This is a genomic window from Klebsiella sp. HMSC16A12, assembly GCF_001808265.1.
GTDB lineage: Bacteria > Pseudomonadota > Gammaproteobacteria > Enterobacterales > Enterobacteriaceae > Klebsiella > Klebsiella pneumoniae.
Genome location: NZ_KV792521.1, coordinates 1 through 18,197, shown reverse-complemented (window position 1 = coordinate 18,197; position 18,197 = coordinate 1). Strand labels below are relative to the sequence as shown.

Sequence of the window (18,197 nt, the reverse complement as noted above, 5' to 3'; positions counted from 1 at the left end):
TATGATCTCTCTTGATGAAGCAATGCTCTACGCCCCCGTTGAATGGCACGATTGCTCCGAAGGCTATACCGATATTCGCTATCACAAATCGACTGACGGGATTGCCAAAATCACCATTAATCGTCCGCAGGTGCGCAACGCCTTCCGCCCGCTGACCGTCAAAGAGATGATCCAGGCGCTGGCGGATGCCCGCTATGACGACAATATCGGCGTCATCGTGCTGACCGGTGAAGGTGAGAAAGCCTTCTGCGCCGGCGGCGACCAGAAAGTCCGCGGCGACTACGGCGGCTATCAGGACGACTCCGGCGTTCATCATCTTAACGTGCTCGACTTCCAGCGTCAGATCCGCACCTGCCCGAAACCGGTGGTCGCGATGGTGGCCGGCTACTCTATCGGCGGCGGTCACGTGCTGCATATGATGTGCGATCTGACTATCGCGGCGGAAAACGCCATCTTCGGCCAGACCGGGCCAAAAGTCGGCTCTTTCGACGGCGGCTGGGGCGCCTCCTATATGGCGCGGATCGTCGGGCAGAAAAAAGCGCGCGAAATCTGGTTCCTGTGCCGCCAGTATGACGCTCAGCAGGCGCTGGACATGGGGCTGGTGAATACCGTGGTACCGCTGGCGGATCTGGAAAAAGAGACCGTGCGCTGGTGTCGTGAAATGCTGCAGAACAGCCCGATGGCCTTGCGCTGCCTGAAAGCGGCGCTGAACGCCGACTGCGACGGCCAGGCTGGTCTGCAGGAGCTGGCGGGCAACGCCACCATGCTGTTCTATATGACGGAAGAGGGGCAGGAAGGACGCAACGCCTTCAACCAGAAACGTCAGCCGGACTTCAGCAAATTTAAACGGAATCCATAATGCGCGTTTCGCAGGTTTACCGCTGGCAGATACCGATGGACGCGGGCGTGGTGCTGCGCGAGCGGCGGTTAAAAACCCGCGACGGGCTGTTCATCCGCCTGCAGGAGGGGGAACGCGAAGGCTGGGGCGAAATTTCTCCCCTGCCGGGATTCAGTGTCGAGACGCTGGAAGAGGCGCAAATGGCGCTGTTAGCGTGGGCACAGGCCTGGCGCGACGGCGCCGAGCCGCCGCTTCCCACGCAGCCCTCCGTCGCGTTTGGCATCAGCTGCGCGCAGGCGGAGCTTGGCGGCGAACTACCGCAGGCCGCGGATTATCGCGCGGCGCCGCTCTGCTCCGGCGATCCGGATGAGCTATTCGCCAGACTGGCGGCGATGCCCGGCGAGAAGGTCGCTAAGGTCAAAGTTGGCCTCTGGGAGGCGGTCCGCGACGGTATGGTGGTGAATCTGCTGCTGGAGGCGATCCCCGACCTGCAGCTGCGGCTCGATGCCAACCGCGCCTGGACGCCGCTCAAAGCGCAACAGTTCGCCAAATACGTTAATCCGGCGTACCGCCAGCGCATTGCTTTTCTTGAAGAACCTTGCAAAACGCGGGAGGATTCTCGGGCCTTTAGCCGCGAGACAGGGATCGCTATCGCCTGGGATGAAAGCCTGCGCGAGGCGGATTTCCGCTTTGTCGCTGAGCCGGGCGTGCGCGCGGTGGTGATCAAACCGACGCTAACCGGCAGTTTGCAGAAGGTGCAGCAACAGGTCGCCGCGGCGCATGCGCTGGGGTTGAGCGTAGTGATCAGCTCGTCGATCGAGTCCAGTCTCGGCTTAACCCAGCTGGCCCGGATTGCCGCCTGGCTGACGCCGCAGACTATTCCTGGGCTGGATACGCTGTCGCTGATGGGCGCCCAGCTGGTACGGCCGTGGCCCGAAAGTGCGCTGCCGGTGCTCAACATTGATGCGCTGGAGCCGCTGCTGTGACCTTTAACGACTGGCCCTGGCGGCACTGGCGTCAGCGGCGCGGAGAGGCCCTCGCCTTACGTCTGAATAACCAGCCGCTGACCTGGCGGGAGCTATGCGCGCGGGTTGACGCGCTGGCGTCTGGTTTTGCCGCGCAGGGCGTAATGGAAGGGCAGGGCGTGGCGCTCCGGGCCTATAACCAGCCGGAAACTCTGCTGGCATGGCTGGCGCTGCTACAGTGCGGGGCGCGGGTGCTGCCGCTGAATCCGCAGCTGCCAGCGGTGTTGCTGCAGGAACTGCTGCCTGCGTTAACCGTACAGCATCAACTGGTGCTTAACGGTGATACGCTGCCGGGGAATTTACCGGCGTTAACTCTGCAGGCGGCAGAAGGCGCTTGTGCCGTTTGTTGGCATGGCGATCGGTTGGTGTCGATGACGTTGACCTCCGGTTCAACCGGCCTGCCGAAAGCGGCGGTACATAGCGCCAACGCCCATCTGGCCAGCGCGGCTGGCGTGCTGGCGCTGATGCCGTTTGCCGCAGGAGATGACTGGCTGCTGTCGCTGCCGTTGTTCCATGTCTCCGGTCAGGGGATCGTCTGGCGCTGGCTGCTGGCCGGCGCGCGACTCACGGTACGTGACAAACAGCCGCTGGCGCAGATGCTGCACGGCTGTACCCATGCTTCGCTGGTGCCGACTCAGCTATGGCGCCTGCTGAATGATGATGCTGCGGTTTCCCTCAAGGCGGTGCTGCTCGGCGGCGCGTCGATCCCGGTCGAATTGACTGAACGGGCGCGAAAGCAGGGCATACGCAGCTTCTGCGGCTATGGCCTCACCGAATTCGCCTCCACCGTGTGTGCCAAAGAGGCCGACGGCGCTGCGGATGTTGGCGAAGCGCTGCCGGGGCGAGAGGTGAAAATTGTCGCCGGCGAGATCTGGCTGCGGGCGTCGAGTATGGCCGCAGGCTACTGGCGGGATGGTCAATTGTTGTCATTAACCAACAATGAAGGTTGGTTCGCGACGCGCGATCGCGGAGCATTGCATAACGGTCGGCTGACGGTTGTTGGGCGACTGGATAACCTCTTTTTTAGCGGTGGAGAAGGTATTCAACCGGAAGAGGTCGAGCGTGTGATACTCGCCCATCCACAGGTACAGCAGGTGTTTATCGTGCCGCTGGATGATGCGGAATACGGCCAGCGCCCGGTAGCGGTGGTGGAATGCGATGACGGCTGCGAGTTGAGCGCGCTGGCGGCATGGAGCGCTGAGCGGTTAGCGCGTTTTCAGCAGCCGGTGCGTTGGCTGCGGTTGCCGGAAACGTTAAAAAACGGCGGGATTAAGATTTCGCGCCGGGCGCTGTGCGAGTGGGTCAGGCAGCAGACGCATGCGACCGTATCGTAGCCACCCGCATTATCCCGCGGCATAACGCCGGGTGGGTTGAACGCGATATGCTGGACTAAAGTAGCCCTTTCAGGCTGAGAGTAACGCGGGTGGCGGCATTAAGATCGTAGTTTTTGAGATCTTCGGCTTTGACCCAGGCGTAATTGTCAAACTCCTCGTTGATCGTCACATCGCGATTGGCGCTCACGCAGTCGAAGATGAGATAGATCATGTAGATCGTTTCCTGATGCCCGTCGGGGTAGGTTTTGACGCGGGTATCGTCGCGAAAGCACCATGGCGCGATATGGGTAAGGATGAGTTTTTCGCCGAGCTCTTCGCGTATTTCCCGCCGCAGCGCCTCTTCAATACGTTCCCCTGGCTCCACGCCGCCGCCGGATAAGGCCCATTGCCCGGGAAAAACCCCGCGGTCGGCGGCCATTTTGCAAAGCAGATAATGGCCTTCATTCTCGATCAGCGGGCAAACAATCGTCCTGTGGCGCATGGGTTTTCTCCTGCAGAGGGATGGGGCGGTATGCTGGTGAAATAGTTTGCGAGCCGCCTCGGTAAACTGCAAGCGAAATACAGTTCAGGTCTTGTTGAGTGCTACGTTAAGCGAAAATGATTGTATGGAGCACCGCCATGGAAAGGGCGACGAATTCCCCCCACGATGCTGTATTTAAACACCTGCTGTCGCATCGGGCGACGGCCAGGGATTTTCTGGACATTCACCTTCCCGCACCGCTGCGCGCGTTATGTAACCTGAACACGCTGCGGCTGGAGTCCGGGAGCTTTATCGACGACGAACTGCGGGCGAGTCATTCCGATATCCTTTACTCGCTGCAAACGCAGGCGGGGGAGGGCTATATCTATCTGTTGCTAGAGCACCAAAGCTCGGCGGACCGCCATATGGCATTTCGCCTGATGCGCTATGCGATAGCCGCGATGCAGCGTCATCTGGATAAAGGGCATACGCAGCTGCCGCTGGTTATCCCGCTGCTGTTTTATCATGGTCGCGTTTCTCCCTGGCCTTACCCGATGTGCTGGCTGGCAGGCTTTGCCGATCCGGACATCGCGCGGCGGATCTATGGTGAAGATTTTCCCTTAATTGATATCACTAGCACCCCGGACGATGAAATCATGCGCCACCGGCGCGTGGCGATGCTGGAGCTGCTGCAGAAGCATATTCGCCAGCGGGATTTGATGGACCTGCATGAGCAGCTGGTCAGGCTCCTGGCGCTGGGATACACTAGCCGCAGGCAGCTTAAGACGCTGTTGCACTATTTATTACAGGCAGGAAACGCCGCCGATCCGGTTGCTTTTTTGCGCCATCTTGCGCAAAACGTCCCCCGGCGGCCGCATAAGGAGACGCTAATGAATATTGCCCAGTTTCTGGAACAACGCGGCCATCAGCAAGGATTAAAGCAAGGTCTTGAACAAGGTCTACAGCAAGGTATCGAACAAGGTATCGAGCAAGGTGAGCAGCAGACCGCGGAGCGTATCGCCCGGGCGATGCTTGCTAACGGACTCGACCTGTCGCTGGTGGCGAAACTGACCGGCCTCGCCCCGGAATGTCTGGCCCGGCTGCAGCATTAATTATTCCCTTATCCACCCGCGCCGCGCCGATCGTGCGGCGCCAGCTCTCTGTTTTCGTCAATGTGTCAGCGTTAATCATAATAAACATGAATATTACTGGCGTTGAATAGGCTGTTCGTGGTTCTGGCAACGCTCGATGCCGTAAAAATACGCAACTGGTTACACTCTTGTGAAAATTCATTTCGCCAGGTCATTGATTCCTGATGGGTGCGCAGTAGAATTTTCAGGTTTTTCGGGACTTCTTTGATTTTAATTTTCTGGATAGAGTAAATAATGAAAAAAAGCATTTTTATGGCGCTGGCGGGCGTGATGATGGTTTCTTCGGCGGCCCATGCGATTAGCGTTACCGGTGAAGCCGGCGAGCATTACACCAACCTTGGCGTCGGCTTCGGCACCGAGTCCACCGGCCTGGCCGTTTCGGGTAACTGGCTGCACAGCGATAACGACGGCGACGCCGCGGGTTTAGGCCTGGGACTCAATATTCCGCTGGGGCCGTTCCTCGCGACCGTGGGTGGTAAAGGTATTTACACCAATCCGAAACAGGGCGATGAAGGTTATGCGGCCGCGGTCGGCGGCGGCCTGCAGTGGAAAATCGGCGACAGCTTCCGCCTGTACGGCGATTATTACTACTCTCCGGATTCGCTCTCCAGCGGCATTGATAGCTACCAGGAAGCCAACGTCGGCGCCAGCTGGACCATTATGCGTCCGCTTAGCATCCAGGCCGGCTACCGTTACCTGAACCTGGCGGGCAAAGATGGCAACCGCGATAACACCATCGCCGACGGCCCATACATCGGCGCCAGCGCCAGCTTCTAATCTCTTCCGGCGCGGCATCTTCTTGCTGCGCCAGATTTTCCTCCTCGTCAGCATCCCGCTTTGCGTTATAGTATTTCTCACCTGGCAGGCAAGGAGTGAGCAATGTTGAATGTGGAAATGCTGTCCACCGGCGATGAAGTGTTGCATGGTCAAATCGTTGATACCAATGCGGCATGGCTGGCGGATTTCTTTTTTAATCAGGGTTTACCGTTAACGCGCCGCAATACCGTTGGCGACGATCTCGATGCGCTGGTGGCGATTCTGCGCGAACGCAGCGAACAGGCGGATGTGCTGATCGTCAACGGCGGCCTCGGCCCAACCAGCGACGACCTGAGCGCGCTGGCCGCCGCCACTGCGAAAGGCGAGGGGCTTATTTTGCATCCGGAGTGGCTGGAAACCATGACCCGCTTTTTTGCCGAGCGCGGCAGGCCGATGGCGGAAAGCAACCGTAAGCAGGCGGAAATCCCGGCCAGCGCCGAGATGATCAACAACCCGGTCGGTACGGCCTGTGGCTTTGCCATCCAGCTCAACCGCTGCCTGATGTTTTTCACTCCCGGGGTCCCCTCTGAATTTAAGGTGATGGTCGAGCAGGAAATTTTACCGCGCCTGCGCCAGCGCTTTACGCTGCCGGACCCGCCGGTATGCCTGCGTATGACCACCTTTGGCCGCTCGGAGAGCGAGCTGGCGCAAAGTCTTAATCCGCTGACGCTGCCTCCGGGCGTGGTGATGGGTTACCGTTCGTCGATGCCGATCATTGAACTCAAGCTAACCGGACCGGCCAACCAGCGTGACGCCATGCTGGCCCTGTGGCCGGAGGTGCGTAAGGTGGCTGGCGACAGCCTGATTTTCGAAGGCACGGAAGGGTTACCGGCGCAGATCGCCCGCTGTCTGCAGGAGCGGCAGCTGAGCCTGACGCTCAGCGAGCAGTTTACCAGCGGCCTGCTGGCGCTCCAGCTGTCCCGTGCCGGCGCGCCGCTGCTGGCCAGCGAAGTCGTTCCGGCGCAGGAGGAGACGCTGGCGCAGGCGGCCCGCTGGGCGGCCGAGCGGCGCATAAACCATTTTGCCGGCCTGGCCCTGGCGGTGAGCGGTCAGGAAAACGATCATCTTAACGTGGCCCTGGCCACCCCGGACGGCACCTTCGCGCTGCGGGTGAAGTTTAGCGCCACCCGCCACAGCCTGGCGGTACGCCAGGAAGTCTGCGCTATGATGGCGTTAAACATGCTGCGTCGCTGGCTGAATGGTCAACCACTGGCCAGCGAACATGGCTGGATTAACGTGGTGGATTCCCTCTCGCTGTAAATCATTCCCCCCGGCGCACCGTATCCTCGGGGCGTCGGTCGTCCAACCTGTTGTACTCCTCTGAAAAAATTCTGTGCGTTAAGTCGCAATTTTCTGCTGCGAACGGTCCAGTATACGGGAAAACGATTGCCCCGCGATGTCGCTCACACTTTACCGCCCGGACAATCGCAACACTGATTCCAGTATTCAGGATTGGAGTCCAGTATGTTGGAATCAACGAAAGTCCCGGCGCTGACCCGCGCGATTGAGATCCTCAATTTAATTGGCCGCATCGGCCCCTGCAGCGCGGCGACGATAATAGCGGAGCTGGGGATCCCGAAAAGCACGGTGTATCTGCTGCTGGGCGAGCTGAAAAAGCAGCGCTTCATCAGTATGGATAATCAGGATAACTACTGCCTGTGGACCAAGCTGGTGGAGCTGGCCGGGCAGGCGCTGAGCAAAATGGACCTGCGCGAGCTGGCGCGGCCGCGCCTCACCCGGCTGATGGATGAGTGCGGCCTGCTTTGTCATCTGGGCATTATCGATCAGGGTAACGCCTACTACATTCTGAAAATTGAGTCTCCCGCCACCATCAGCGTGCGCTCGCATGAGGGTAAGAGCCTGTCGCTTTACCGCTCCGGGATCGGCAAATGTTTGCTGGCCTGGCAGCCCGCCAGCGTTCAGGCGTCGATTATCGAAGACCTACAGTGGGAGCGGGCCACGCCAACGACCATCACCGATGCTCAACAGCTGCGGGAGGAGCTGGGGCGGATCCGCGCCCGGGGCTGGAGCTTTGATAATGGCGAGGACTATCCGGATGTGCGCTGCGTGGCTGCCCCGGTATTTAACGCCAATAACGACCTGACCGCCGCCATCTCGGTGGTGGGTACCCGTCTGCAAATCAATGAAGACAATCGCGATTACCTGGCTGGTAAGGCGATTGCCTGCGCGAAAGATATTTCACGTCTGCTGGGGTGGAAAAGCCCCTTCGAACAACTCGCCTCATCATAAGGAGAACATCATGACCCTACCGAAAATTAAACACGTCCGCGCCTGGTTCATCGGCGGCGCCACAGCAGAGCAGGGCGCCGGCGGCGGCGATTACCATGACCAGGGGGATAACCACTGGATTGACGATCATATCGCCACCCCGATGAGCAAATATAAACAGTATGAGCAGTCCCGGCAGTCGTTTGGCATCAACGTGCTGGGGACGCTGATTGTGGAAGTGGAAGCCGACAACGGACAGACCGGCTTTGCGGTGTCGACGGCCGGGGAGATGGGCTGCTTTATCGTCGAAAAACATCTCAACCGCTTTATCGAAGGCAAATGCGTCAGCGATATCAAACTGATCCATGACCAGATGCTTAACGCCACCCTTTACTACGCGGGATCCGGCGGCCTGGTGATGAATACCATCTCCTGTGTCGACCTGGCGCTGTGGGACCTGTTCGGGAAAGTGGTTGGCCTGCCGGTCTACAAACTGTTGGGTGGGGCGGTGCGCGACGAAATCCAGTTCTATGCCACCGGCGCACGTCCGGACCTGGCGCAGGAGATGGGCTTTATCGGCGGCAAAATGCCTACCCACTGGGGGCCGCACGATGGCGACGCCGGGATCCGCAAAGACGTCGCCATGGTGGCGGATATGCGCGAAAAATGCGGCCCGGATTTCTGGTTAATGCTGGACTGCTGGATGAGCCAGGACGTTAACTATGCCACCAAACTTGCCCATGCCTGCGCCCCTTATAACCTCAAGTGGATCGAAGAGTGCCTGCCGCCTCAGCAGTATGAAGGCTATCGCGAGCTGAAGCGCCAGGCGCCGGCCGGGATGATGGTGACCAGCGGCGAGCACCACGGCACGCTGCAGTCCTTCCGCACCCTGTCGGAAACCGGCATCGATATTATGCAGCCCGACGTCGGCTGGTGCGGCGGCTTAACCACCCTGGTGGAGATCGCGGCCATCGCCAAAGCGCGCGGGCAGCTGGTAGTGCCCCACGGCTCGTCGGTTTACTCACACCATGCGGTGATCACCTTCACCAACACGCCGTTCAGCGAGTTTCTGATGACCAGTCCGGACTGCGCCACGCTGCGCCCGCAGTTCGACCCGATCCTGCTCGGCGAGCCGGTGCCGGAGAGAGGGCGCATTCATAAATCGGTCCTGGATAAACCCGGCTTTGGCGTCGAGCTCAATCGCGACTGCAACCTGAAGCGTCCTTATCAACACTGATTGCGTCAGGCCGCCCGGCGGCCCGCGCCTGAGGATATTATGATGAGCAACACTCTGCTGGAGAGCGTGGTGAAGAAAAAACGCGCCCGCTTAATCCCCTTTATGCTGGCGCTGTACGTGCTGGCGTTTCTTGACCGTTCTAATATCGGTTTCGCCAAAGAGACCTACCAGCTGGATACCGGACTCAGCAATGAGGCCTACGCGCTGGGGGCCGGTATCTTCTTTGTGGTCTATGCCTTCCTCGGGGTGCCGGCCAATCTGCTGATGCGCAAATTTGGCGCCAGGCGATGGATCGGCTGCACCACGCTGCTGTGGGGCGTGCTGTCGGCGGCGATGGCGTGGGCGGATACGGAAGCGAAATTCCTGCTGGTACGTACCCTGCTGGGCGCGGCGGAGGCGGGCTTCTTTCCCGGAATGATCTACCTCACTTCACAGTGGTTTCCCCAGCAAAACCGCGCCAGCATTATGGGGCTGTTTTATATGGGCGCGCCGCTGGCCCTGACGCTGGGATCGCCTTTATCCGGTGCGCTGCTGGAGATGCATGGATTTATGGGCCATCCCGGCTGGTTCTGGATGTTTGTCATTGAAGGCCTGCTCGCCGTCGCCGCGGGAGCGTTCACCTTCTTCTGGCTGGACGATTCGCCGCAGCATGCCCGCTTCCTGAGCGCAGCGGAGAAACAGGCGCTGATAAGCGAGCTGGCGCGCGAGGAGGAGAAAAAGATTGCCTCGCGCCTGTCCGATGCGCTGCGTAACGGACGGGTCTGGCAGCTGGCGCTGATTTATCTGACCATTCAGGTGGCGGTCTATGGTCTGATTTTCTTCCTGCCCACCCAGGTTGCTGCGCTGCTGGGCACCAAAGTCGGCTTCGTTGCCTCGGTGGTGACGGCCATCCCGTGGGTGGCGGCGCTGTTTGGCACCTGGCTTATCCCTCGCTACTCCGATCGCACCGGCGAGCGGCGCAATATTGCCGCCCTGACGCTGCTGGCGGCGGCGGTCGGGATTGCGGTGTCCGGACTGGTGGCGCCGGTGCTGGCTATCATCGCGCTGTGCGTGGCGGCGGTCGGGGTGATAGCCGTGCAGCCGGTCTTCTGGACGATGCCGACGCAGCTGCTGTCCGGCACGGCGCTGGCCGCAGGGATTGGCTTTGTTAACCTGTTTGGCGCCATCGGTGGTTTTCTGGCGCCGATCGTGCGCGTGCAGGCCGAAACGTTGTTCGCCAGCAGCGCCGCCGGACTGTTAACCCTGGCCGGCGTCGCCATTGTCGGGGTGGTCATTATCTTTTCATTGAGCCTTACCCGCGCGGTACCCCAGCGCGGCAGCGTACAGCATTGAATAAAGGAATCGCTATGAACGCACTGTTATCTAACCCCTTCAAACGGGGATTATTACGCGGTGAGACGCAAATCGGCCTGTGGCTGAGCTCCACCTCATCCTACATGGCGGAGATCGCTGCGACGTCGGGATACGACTGGCTGCTGATCGACGGCGAGCATGCCCCGAACACCATTCAGGACCTTTATCATCAGCTGCAGGCGATTGCCCCCTATGCCAGCCAGCCGGTCATTCGCCCGGTCGAGGGCAACCGCAGCCTGATAAAACAGGTGCTGGATATTGGCGCCAGAACCTTGCTGGTACCGATGGTCGATACCGCCGAGCAGGCTCGGGAGGTGGTCTCAGCGACCCGTTATCCCCCCATCGGGAGCCGCGGCGTTGGCGCCGGCGTGGCGAGAGCGGCGCGCTGGGGAAGGGTGGAGAATTATATGGCGGAGGCGAATGACGAACTTTGTCTGCTGATTCAGGTCGAGAGCCGAACCGCGCTGGAGAACCTGGACGCTATTCTCGAGGTGGACGGCATTGACGGGGTGTTTATCGGTCCGGCGGATCTCTCCGCCTCGCTGGGCTACCCGGACGATGCCGGTCACCCTGACGTGCAGCGGGTGATCGAGCAGAGCATCCGGCGCATTCGCGCGGCGGGGAAAGCGGCCGGATTTCTGGCGGTCGACCCGGCGATGGCGGAAAAATGTCTTGCCTGGGGGGCCAACTTTGTCGCCGTCGGGGTGGATACCATGCTGTATACCCAGGCGCTGGACCGCCGGCTGGCGATGTTTAAATCTGCCAGCGCCCAGCCGCAAGAGAAAACGAGCTATTGACGGCACAGGCTGGCGCTGGGCTCAGACGAGCGCCTGCGCCAGCACCGTCAGCGGATGCTCGCAGCGTTTGCTGGTGGACATCTCAATCTGCCATTTGCAGGTCTCGCAGTCGGTGACGACGAGGTCGGCCCCGCTCTCCTCAATCTGACGGAACAGCGGGGCGCCGATAGCCTGGGATACCGCGTAATTCTCAGTTTTAAACCCGTAGGTGCCTGCGATGCCGCAGCACTGGGAATCCAGCACCTCCAGCTGCAGGCCGGGGATCAGCCGCAGCAGCTCGAGGGTATACAGCGACCAGCCCATCTTTTCCATATGACACGGGGTGTGATAGACCACCTTCAGCGGCAGCGGGCGCAGCGGTAGCGTCCTGCCGGCAGCCAGCTGTTTCCAGATCCAGCGGGTGGCAAGCTCGACCCGATCGCGAAGATCGCTGTTATCGACATCGAGGAGATGGGGGTATTCATCACGTAGCGTAAAGGCGCAGGTCGAGGAGGTGGCAATGATCGGTAGCGTGTTTTCCCGCATCGCGGCGACGTTGCTCTGCGCCTGCTTACGCGCCTTGTCGAAAAAACCGTTGGCGATCAGCGGTACGCCGCAGCATTTTTCTTTTGATAACAACTGCACCCCGGTACCCAGCGCGTTGACGACGCGAATCAGATCTTTACCCAACTGTGGATGGTTATAGTTGACGTAGCAGCCATGAAAGAAAGCCACCTGTTCGCTGTACTGCTTCTGACGGGCGGCGAGCTGGCGGTAAGCGCGGCGGAAGGTGCCGAAACCATATTTCGGCAGCGTACGCCGGTGATCGATGTTGAGCGTCGCGTCGAGCAGACGGCGCACCGGTTTTAAGCCGGTGGCGGCGTTGACCAGGGGGGCAAAGGGGGTGGAAAGGGTACCCATCAGGTCGGTATGGCTGAGGATGGCGTCGCGCAGGGTCGGCTTTTGCTGGCCGTACTGTGCCCGGGCGCGTTGAATGATATCGCCAATTTTCACATCCGACGGGCAGGCGACCTCGCAGCGCTTGCAGTTAATGCAGTACTTCAGCGCCTCGTCGTACAGCGCGCCATCCTTCAGACGCAGGCGTTCGCCGTCCGGCCCCGCTTGTTTCGGGCCGGGATAGCGCGGATTGACCCGACTTACCGGGCAGGTGGTGGTACAGACCGTGCACTTAATGCAGCTTTCAAAACGGGTATCGTTCATGGCCGGCCTCCGGCAAGGGCGTGGATCTGTCTGGCGGCGTGCAGCGCGGTAACGGCGCAGACGCCGCCGCCACAGCCGAGCTGAATGGCATCGAACCCGCCGAGCAATGAGCCGATGGCGAACAGATTATGGAACGGCTGCCCGCCCAGCAGGGGGCGCAGCAGGGCATCGGTTTTCACGCCGAAGCGCTGCCACGGTTGTGAGGCGAAGAAATCGCGCTGGTACCAGCTTTCCCGTGGCAGAGTCTGGTGAAGGTCGAGGCCGAGGATCGGCTCGCGCACGCTATCGCGAGTGGCGACAAGACCGTTGCTGAAAAAGCTGCCGCTGGCCAGCACGGTAAAGCGCGGACGCAGCGCAATATCGCCGTGATTGCGCGTCCAGACCGCCTCGACGGCGTTCTGTCGATGGCTGATTTTCACCACCTCATCGCCTGCGAGCCAGGCGCCGCCCTCGCGAATGAACTGGCGTTGCAGCTGAGAATGCAAACGCATCCCGGGAACCGAAGGCGGCAGCGTCGGCAGCAGGCGCAGCGGGCAGGGTAGACGCGCCTGCAGCCAGTGGTACAGGCGATCGTCGGCGAGGCCAAAACAGGCGGGCATGATCAGCAGGTCATACTGCTGCGCCAGCGGTAGCAGCGCTGCATGCAGGGCCGGCCACATATTCTCATCATCCAGGACGCGGGCGATATTGGCGGCGCGAAACTCGGTCGGGTTGTCACGCAGCACATCCAGCAGCGGTAACTCGATTTCCACCGCCGCGGCGGTAACTCCGTGTTGACCGAGCGCGGCGGCGGCGAGATGCGGCTGAAAATCAGCAAAGCCGCTGATCCCCACCAGACAGGCGCCCTGCGACGGCAGGGGCGCGACAGGCACCTCAAGGGGCGACAGCCATGCCGGGCGCAACGTCCCCAGCGGCGTTACCCGCCGGTGCGGCCGGCGCGCATCGCCCTGCATCACCGCGCCGCAGGCGGCCAGCAGGGCTTCGGTCTGTGTCGCGTATTTGAGTACCGCCTCGGCGCCGAGCCGGGAATAAGGGTGTTCAGGAAGCTGTTCAGCGAGCTGCTGCAGACCTTGTGCGACGTCAGTGACGTGATCGCCGTTGGGCAGCGCCGAGAGCAGGTCTAACGACGCGGAGGAAAAATGCAGCGCGCTCTGCCCGCGGCTGATGATGACGCTGCGCAGGCCGTGCTGATTCAGGGCCAGCCCGCACAGCAGGCCGGCGAGCCCGCCGCCGATAATCGCGCAATCAAACTTCATCCCGGTGCTCCTGTGGCAATCCGCACAGGCCGAGGTAGACCCAGCGGGTGAATTCGCTTTCGCGCAGCGCATCGCCCCAGGCGATGGGTTGCACGCCCTTCCAGCGTTCATTGAGAAATTCCGAGAGCTGGGTTAACGACTGCGCGGGCGTGGTGACGTTAAAGCGCTGCAGCAGTCCGGCAGCGCGGCAGGCGCAGAGTTCCCCCTGACAGGTCCCCATGCCAATCCGGGTGCGGCGGCGCAGGTCGAGCAGGGTGTTGACCGCCAGGTTTTCCACCGCGTATTTCACTTCACCGGCAGTGACGGCTTCACATTCGCAGACCAGGCTACGGTGCTGGCGGCTGTCGCCAAGCCAGGACGGGGTGCGATCGCCGTGACGGTAGACGGCCGAGCCGCGCAGCGGGGTGGGGAGGGAGATAATCTTTTGCAGGGTACTTTCCGTTGGCTCCTGTGAACCGGGCAGCGGGGCTTCGGCCGTGGTACAGGGGGTGGTGTTTCCCAGCTTACGACAGACGGCGTCGGTGGCCCACTCGGCCATCAGGCGATAGGTCATCAGCTTGCCGCCGGTGATAGTAATGAAGCCTTCCATACCGTCACGCTGGGCATGGTCGAGCAGGACGATGCCGCGGCTGACGCCGCGCCCGCTGGGATCGTTATCGCTGGCCACCAGCGGGCGGACGCCGGAGTAGGCGCGGAGGATCCGGGTGCGGCCCATGACCGGCGCCAGCTTTTCCCCTTCGCGCAGCAGGGTATCGACCTCCGCCGCTGTTACCCGGTTGTCGTCAATTTCGTCATAAGGAATATGCATTGAGGTAGTGCCGATCAGCGAGATGGTATCGCCGGGCACCAGAATATCGGCGTCGGCCGGCTTACGGCAGCGGTTGATCACCAGGTTGTTAATCCGATGATCGAGGATCAGCAGCGATCCCTTCGCCGGGAACATGGTGATGCGCAGGTCGGCATATTCCGCAATACGCTGTCCCCAGATCCCGGCGGCGTTAACCACCATCCCGGCGTACAGAGTGCGGGCCTGGTGAAGTTGGCGGTCGTATACCTGGACGCCGCAGACGCGATCGCCCCGGCGCAGCAGGCCTGTTACTTCGCAGCCGGTAAGGATCTGCGCGCCGTGTTCGCGGGCGTCGAGCATATTGGCTGCGGTGAGGCGAAACGGGTCGATGGTACCGTCCGGGACCTGCACCGCGCCCAGCAGCGTCGGGTTGACGGCGGGCTCCCGGCGCAGCGCTTCCTGCGGCGAGAGCGGCGTGGCCTCTATGCCAGCCTGCTGACAGGCGTCGATAAAGGTTTGCTGCCATGCCAGGTCATCTTCAGGCAGGGTGATAAACAGCCCATTGGTCGGTTCAATACAGTGGCGGGCGATGCGGCGCAGGATGCGGTTCTCACTGATGCATTCGCGGGCGGATTCGTTGTCGGTCACCGCGTAGCGGGCGCCGCTGTGCAGCAGTCCATGATTCCGGCCGGTCGCCCCGGTGGCGATATCATGGCGCTCAATGAGCAGCGTTCGTAATCCGCGCCGGGCGCAGTCGCGGGCGATACCGGCGCCGGTTGCTCCGCCGCCGATGATAATGACCTCGCTATCAAGACGTCCCGTCATCTTCAGCTCCTCTGCTTTCGTTTAACGCCATTTAGCCACAATTAGTAAGGTTATTGTTTGATTTCGAGCATATTCGCGCGTTATTTGAGCGTGTTATGTGATTTCGTGCTCACATTGGAACGTTTTGTCATATTTCTGTAACAAATTGTGCGATGTTTCACAGTATCAACTCTACGTATTGCCTACCATCGCGACCATATTTGAAGTTGGTGATTAATCTGGGATTTTGTCGTGACGTCAGTAGAAAACAGCAAGGGCCACGGAGGCTGATATGTTAAGTATTTTTAAACCCGCCGCGCATAAAGCGCGTTTGCCAGCAGCGGAGATTGACCCGCTATATCGCCGATTACGCTGGCAGATTTTTATTGGCATCTTTTTTGGTTATGCCGCCTACTATTTGGTTCGTAAGAACTTTGCCCTGGCGATGCCTTATCTTATCGAGCAGGGGTTCTCTCGTGGCGACCTCGGCTTCGCCCTTTCCGGTATCTCCATCGCCTATGGATTTTCGAAATTCATCATGGGATCGGTCTCTGACCGCTCGAATCCGCGCATTTTCCTGCCGGCTGGCTTGATCCTCGCCGCGCTGGTGATGCTGGTGATGGGCTTCGTGCCGTGGGCGACGTCCAGCATCATGATAATGTTCGTGCTGCTGTTCCTCTGCGGCTGGTTCCAGGGGATGGGCTGGCCGCCGTGCGGCCGGACCATGGTGCACTGGTGGTCGCAGAAAGAGCGCGGCGGGATTGTCTCGGTGTGGAACTGCGCGCATAACGTCGGCGGCGGCATTCCGCCGCTGCTGTTCCTGTTAGGGATGGCGTGGTTTAACGACTGGCACGCGGCGCTGTATATGCCGGCATTCGGCGCCATTCTGCTGGCGATTTTCGCCTTCGCAATGATGCGCGACACCCCGCAGTCCTGCGGTCTGCCGCCGATTGAAGAATATAAAAACGACTACCCGGACGATTACAGCGAAAAGCACGAAGAAGAGCTGACGGCGAAGCAGATCTTTATGCAGTACATTCTGCCGAACAAGCTGCTGTGGTACATCGCTATCGCTAACGTCTTCGTTTATCTGCTGCGCTACGGCATTCTCGACTGGTCGCCGACCTACCTGAAAGAAGTTAAACACTTCGCGCTGGATAAATCCTCCTGGGCTTATTTCCTGTACGAGTACGCGGGGATCCCGGGCACGCTGCTGTGCGGTTGGATGTCGGACAAAGTGTTTAAAGGCAACCGCGGCGCCACCGGCGTGTTCTTTATGACCCTGGTGACCATCGCCACTGTCGTTTACTGGCTGAACCCGCCGGGTAATCCGGGCGTCGATATGGCCTGTATGATCATCATTGGCTTCCTGATCTACGGCCCGGTGATGCTGATTGGTCTGCATGCCCTCGAGCTGGCGCCGAAAAAAGCCGCCGGGACCGCCGCGGGCTTCACCGGCCTGTTCGGCTATCTTGGCGGTTCCGTGGCCGCGAGCGCTATCGTCGGCTACACCGTCGATTTCTTCGGCTGGGACGGCGGCTTTATGGTGATGATCGGCGGCAGCGTGCTGGCGGTTATCCTGCTGGTTATCGTGATGCTCGGTGAACGTCGCCATCACCAACAGCTGAAACAAGCCTAAGGAGCGGCGATGAAAATGAAACTTACCGCGCTGATGAGCGGAATCATTCTGTCCAGTTCGGCGCTGTGCTTCAGTGCGACAGCGGCTGATAAAATGGTCATCGCCCACCGCGGCGCCAGCGGGTATCTGCCGGAACATACCCTGCCGGCGAAAGCGATGGCTTACGCTCAGGGGGCGGATTACCTTGAGCAAGACCTGGTGATGACCAAAGACGACCGGCTGGTGGTGTTACACGACCACTATCTCGATCGGGTGACTGACGTTGCGCAGCGTTTCCCGCAGCGGGCGCGTAAAGATGGCCGTTTCTACGCCATCGACTTTACCCTGGCCGAGATTAAATCGCTGAAGTTTACCGAAGGTTTTGAGCCGAAAAATGGTAAGAACGTGCAAACCTATCCCGGTCGATTCCCGATGGGCAAATCCGATTTCCGTATTCATACCTTTGAAGAGGAGATTGAGTTTGTCCAGGGGCTGAACCATTCCACCGGCAAAAACATCGGTATCTACCCGGAAATCAAAGCGCCGTGGTTCCACCACCAGGAAGGCAAAGATATTGCCGCCAGCACATTGAAGGTGCTGAAGGAATATGGCTATACCAGCAAGCAGGATAAGGTTTATCTGCAGTGCTTTGACGCCAACGAGCTCAAACGCATTAAAAATGAGCTGGAGCCGAAGATGGGGATGGATCTCAATCTGGTGCAGCTCATCGCCTATACCGACTGGAATGAAACCCAGCAGAAACAGGCCGATGGTAAGTGGGTGAACTACAGCTATGACTGGATGTTCAAGCCAGGGGCGATGGCGCAGATTGCGCAGTACGCGGACGGTATCGGCCCGGATTACCATATGCTGGTAGCGGAAGGCTCGAAGCCGGGGGCGGTGAAGCTGACGGCGATGGTGAAAGAGGCGCATGCCAGCCATCTGCAGGTGCATCCGTACACCGTGCGCGCGGATCAGTTGCCGGAGTACGCGACTAACGTTAATCAGCTCTATGACGTGCTGTATAACCAGGCGGGCGTCGACGGCTTATTTACCGATTTCCCGGATAAAGCGGTGCAGTTCCTGGACGCGAAACGCTAAAAAGCCGGGTGGCGGCTACGCCTTACCAGGCGTACGAACTGCGGTTTTGTTGACACTGTTCTCGGCGTGCAACGATTTCGACCCGGGAATAACGTTTGTTCTATGTTATTTCCTGGAAGATTGCGCTCCCGATATTTCTTCTGCGTTATGCCTTTCATAGCGCAGGGAGCGCACAGGGGGAGGCCAGTCGC

General features: G+C 60.1%; 16 protein-coding genes. 12 read left to right on the top strand and 4 right to left on the bottom strand.

The window, feature by feature from the left end; genetic code table 11:
- Nucleotide 1 precedes the first annotated feature (1 nt).
- Genes menB through menE form a run of 3 tightly spaced genes read left to right on the top strand, consistent with a single transcriptional unit; the run spans nucleotide 2 to nucleotide 3,197 of the window.
- Nucleotides 2-859 carry a 1,4-dihydroxy-2-naphthoyl-CoA synthase gene (gene menB / locus HMPREF3140_RS00560; RefSeq protein ID WP_002913098.1) on the top strand — a complete coding sequence of 286 codons (858 nt, stop codon included), beginning with the start codon at nucleotides 2-4 and terminating at the stop codon, nucleotides 857-859.
- Nucleotides 859-1,824 carry an o-succinylbenzoate synthase gene (gene menC, locus HMPREF3140_RS00555; RefSeq protein WP_015958755.1) on the top strand — a complete coding sequence of 322 codons (966 nt, stop codon included), beginning with the start codon at nucleotides 859-861 and terminating at the stop codon, nucleotides 1,822-1,824. Before menB ends, menC begins: the two co-directional genes overlap by 1 nt.
- On the top strand, nucleotides 1,821-3,197 hold the full coding sequence (menE, locus tag HMPREF3140_RS00550; RefSeq protein ID WP_002913076.1) for an o-succinylbenzoate--CoA ligase: 1,377 nt from the start codon (nucleotides 1,821-1,823) through the stop codon (nucleotides 3,195-3,197). The genes menC and menE overlap by 4 nt, the downstream gene beginning before the upstream one ends.
- Nucleotides 3,198-3,252: 55 nt before the next feature.
- Here menE and nudI read toward each other — a convergent pair whose 3' ends face one another.
- Nucleotides 3,253-3,678 (bottom strand): nucleoside triphosphatase NudI, encoded by a 426-nt coding sequence (nudI, locus tag HMPREF3140_RS00545; RefSeq protein ID WP_032411998.1) that lies wholly within the window; start codon nucleotides 3,676-3,678, stop codon nucleotides 3,253-3,255.
- A 137-nt stretch (nucleotides 3,679-3,815) separates the two neighbouring features.
- On the opposite strand from nudI, the gene HMPREF3140_RS00540 reads away from it, so the two are divergent.
- The 7 genes from HMPREF3140_RS00540 to yfaU all read left to right on the top strand — a co-directional run bounded on the left by HMPREF3140_RS00540 (nucleotide 3,816) and on the right by yfaU (nucleotide 11,240).
- Nucleotides 3,816-4,769, top strand: a complete 954-nt coding sequence (locus tag HMPREF3140_RS00540; RefSeq protein ID WP_023285389.1) for an Rpn family recombination-promoting nuclease/putative transposase — start codon at nucleotides 3,816-3,818, stop codon at nucleotides 4,767-4,769.
- Nucleotides 4,770-5,042: 273 nt separating this feature from the next.
- A complete protein-coding gene (locus HMPREF3140_RS00525; protein ID WP_002913070.1) occupies nucleotides 5,043-5,585 on the top strand; it encodes a YfaZ family outer membrane protein in 543 nt (180 codons plus the stop codon).
- 102 nt (nucleotides 5,586-5,687) lie between these two features.
- Nucleotides 5,688-6,884, top strand: a complete 1,197-nt coding sequence (locus HMPREF3140_RS00520; RefSeq protein WP_032411996.1) for a nicotinamide mononucleotide deamidase-related protein YfaY — start codon at nucleotides 5,688-5,690, stop codon at nucleotides 6,882-6,884.
- A gap of 204 nt (nucleotides 6,885-7,088) precedes the next feature.
- The gene (locus HMPREF3140_RS00515; protein ID WP_002913046.1) at nucleotides 7,089-7,874 is read left to right on the top strand and encodes an IclR family transcriptional regulator; all 786 of its coding nucleotides are present in this window, start codon (nucleotides 7,089-7,091) and stop codon (nucleotides 7,872-7,874) included.
- A gap of 10 nt (nucleotides 7,875-7,884) precedes the next feature.
- Nucleotides 7,885-9,090, top strand: a complete 1,206-nt coding sequence (gene rhmD, locus HMPREF3140_RS00510; RefSeq protein WP_021313288.1) for an L-rhamnonate dehydratase — start codon at nucleotides 7,885-7,887, stop codon at nucleotides 9,088-9,090.
- A 42-nt stretch (nucleotides 9,091-9,132) separates the two neighbouring features.
- Entirely contained in the window at nucleotides 9,133-10,422 is a 1,290-nt protein-coding gene (locus tag HMPREF3140_RS00505) for an MFS transporter (protein WP_070552795.1), read from the top strand.
- Between the two features lie 14 nt (nucleotides 10,423-10,436).
- Entirely contained in the window at nucleotides 10,437-11,240 is an 804-nt protein-coding gene (yfaU, locus tag HMPREF3140_RS00500) for a 2-keto-3-deoxy-L-rhamnonate aldolase (RefSeq protein ID WP_002913043.1), read from the top strand.
- Between the two features lie 21 nt (nucleotides 11,241-11,261).
- Here the strand turns inward: yfaU and glpC are convergent, their stop codons facing one another.
- Genes glpC through glpA form a run of 3 tightly spaced genes read right to left on the bottom strand, consistent with a single transcriptional unit; the run spans nucleotide 11,262 to nucleotide 15,308 of the window.
- Nucleotides 11,262-12,440: an anaerobic glycerol-3-phosphate dehydrogenase subunit GlpC gene (glpC, locus tag HMPREF3140_RS00495; protein WP_002913041.1), complete on the bottom strand. Its 1,179-nt coding sequence runs from the start codon at nucleotides 12,438-12,440 to the stop codon at nucleotides 11,262-11,264.
- Nucleotides 12,437-13,696 (bottom strand): glycerol-3-phosphate dehydrogenase subunit GlpB, encoded by a 1,260-nt coding sequence (gene glpB, locus HMPREF3140_RS00490; RefSeq protein WP_004899550.1) that lies wholly within the window; start codon nucleotides 13,694-13,696, stop codon nucleotides 12,437-12,439. Before glpB ends, glpC begins: the two co-directional genes overlap by 4 nt.
- Nucleotides 13,686-15,308, bottom strand: coding sequence for an anaerobic glycerol-3-phosphate dehydrogenase subunit A (gene glpA / locus HMPREF3140_RS00485; protein ID WP_004214634.1), 1,623 nt, complete (start codon nucleotides 15,306-15,308; stop codon nucleotides 13,686-13,688). The genes glpB and glpA overlap by 11 nt, the downstream gene beginning before the upstream one ends.
- 271 nt (nucleotides 15,309-15,579) lie before the next feature.
- Here glpA and glpT point away from each other — a divergent pair, with 271 nt between their 5' ends.
- Together glpT and glpQ are read left to right on the top strand one after the other, a co-directional pair.
- The gene (gene glpT / locus HMPREF3140_RS00480) at nucleotides 15,580-16,926 is read left to right on the top strand and encodes a glycerol-3-phosphate transporter (protein ID WP_002913019.1); all 1,347 of its coding nucleotides are present in this window, start codon (nucleotides 15,580-15,582) and stop codon (nucleotides 16,924-16,926) included.
- 9 nt (nucleotides 16,927-16,935) lie between these two features.
- Entirely contained in the window at nucleotides 16,936-18,006 is a 1,071-nt protein-coding gene (glpQ, locus tag HMPREF3140_RS00475; protein WP_032411993.1) for a glycerophosphodiester phosphodiesterase, read from the top strand.
- The last annotated feature ends 191 nt before the right edge of the window (nucleotides 18,007-18,197 follow it).

Bases quoted from the DNA above. Each gene is read 5' to 3' on its own strand.
- menB (WP_002913098.1), top strand. From the start codon at position 2: ATGATCTCTCTTGATGAAGCAATGCTCTACGCCCCCGTTGAATGGCAC.
- menC (WP_015958755.1), top strand. From the start codon at position 859: ATGCGCGTTTCGCAGGTTTACCGCTGGCAGATACCGATGGACGCGGGC.
- nudI (WP_032411998.1), bottom strand. From the start codon at position 3,678: ATGCGCCACAGGACGATTGTTTGCCCGCTGATCGAGAATGAAGGCCAT.
- HMPREF3140_RS00540 (WP_023285389.1), top strand. From the start codon at position 3,816: ATGGAAAGGGCGACGAATTCCCCCCACGATGCTGTATTTAAACACCTG.
- HMPREF3140_RS00525 (WP_002913070.1), top strand. From the start codon at position 5,043: ATGAAAAAAAGCATTTTTATGGCGCTGGCGGGCGTGATGATGGTTTCT.
- HMPREF3140_RS00520 (WP_032411996.1), top strand. From the start codon at position 5,688: ATGTTGAATGTGGAAATGCTGTCCACCGGCGATGAAGTGTTGCATGGT.
- HMPREF3140_RS00515 (WP_002913046.1), top strand. From the start codon at position 7,089: ATGTTGGAATCAACGAAAGTCCCGGCGCTGACCCGCGCGATTGAGATC.
- rhmD (WP_021313288.1), top strand. From the start codon at position 7,885: ATGACCCTACCGAAAATTAAACACGTCCGCGCCTGGTTCATCGGCGGC.
- HMPREF3140_RS00505 (WP_070552795.1), top strand. From the start codon at position 9,133: ATGAGCAACACTCTGCTGGAGAGCGTGGTGAAGAAAAAACGCGCCCGC.
- yfaU (WP_002913043.1), top strand. From the start codon at position 10,437: ATGAACGCACTGTTATCTAACCCCTTCAAACGGGGATTATTACGCGGT.
- glpC (WP_002913041.1), bottom strand. From the start codon at position 12,440: ATGAACGATACCCGTTTTGAAAGCTGCATTAAGTGCACGGTCTGTACC.
- glpB (WP_004899550.1), bottom strand. From the start codon at position 13,696: ATGAAGTTTGATTGCGCGATTATCGGCGGCGGGCTCGCCGGCCTGCTG.
- glpA (WP_004214634.1), bottom strand. From the start codon at position 15,308: ATGACGGGACGTCTTGATAGCGAGGTCATTATCATCGGCGGCGGAGCA.
- glpT (WP_002913019.1), top strand. From the start codon at position 15,580: ATGTTAAGTATTTTTAAACCCGCCGCGCATAAAGCGCGTTTGCCAGCA.
- glpQ (WP_032411993.1), top strand. From the start codon at position 16,936: ATGAAAATGAAACTTACCGCGCTGATGAGCGGAATCATTCTGTCCAGT.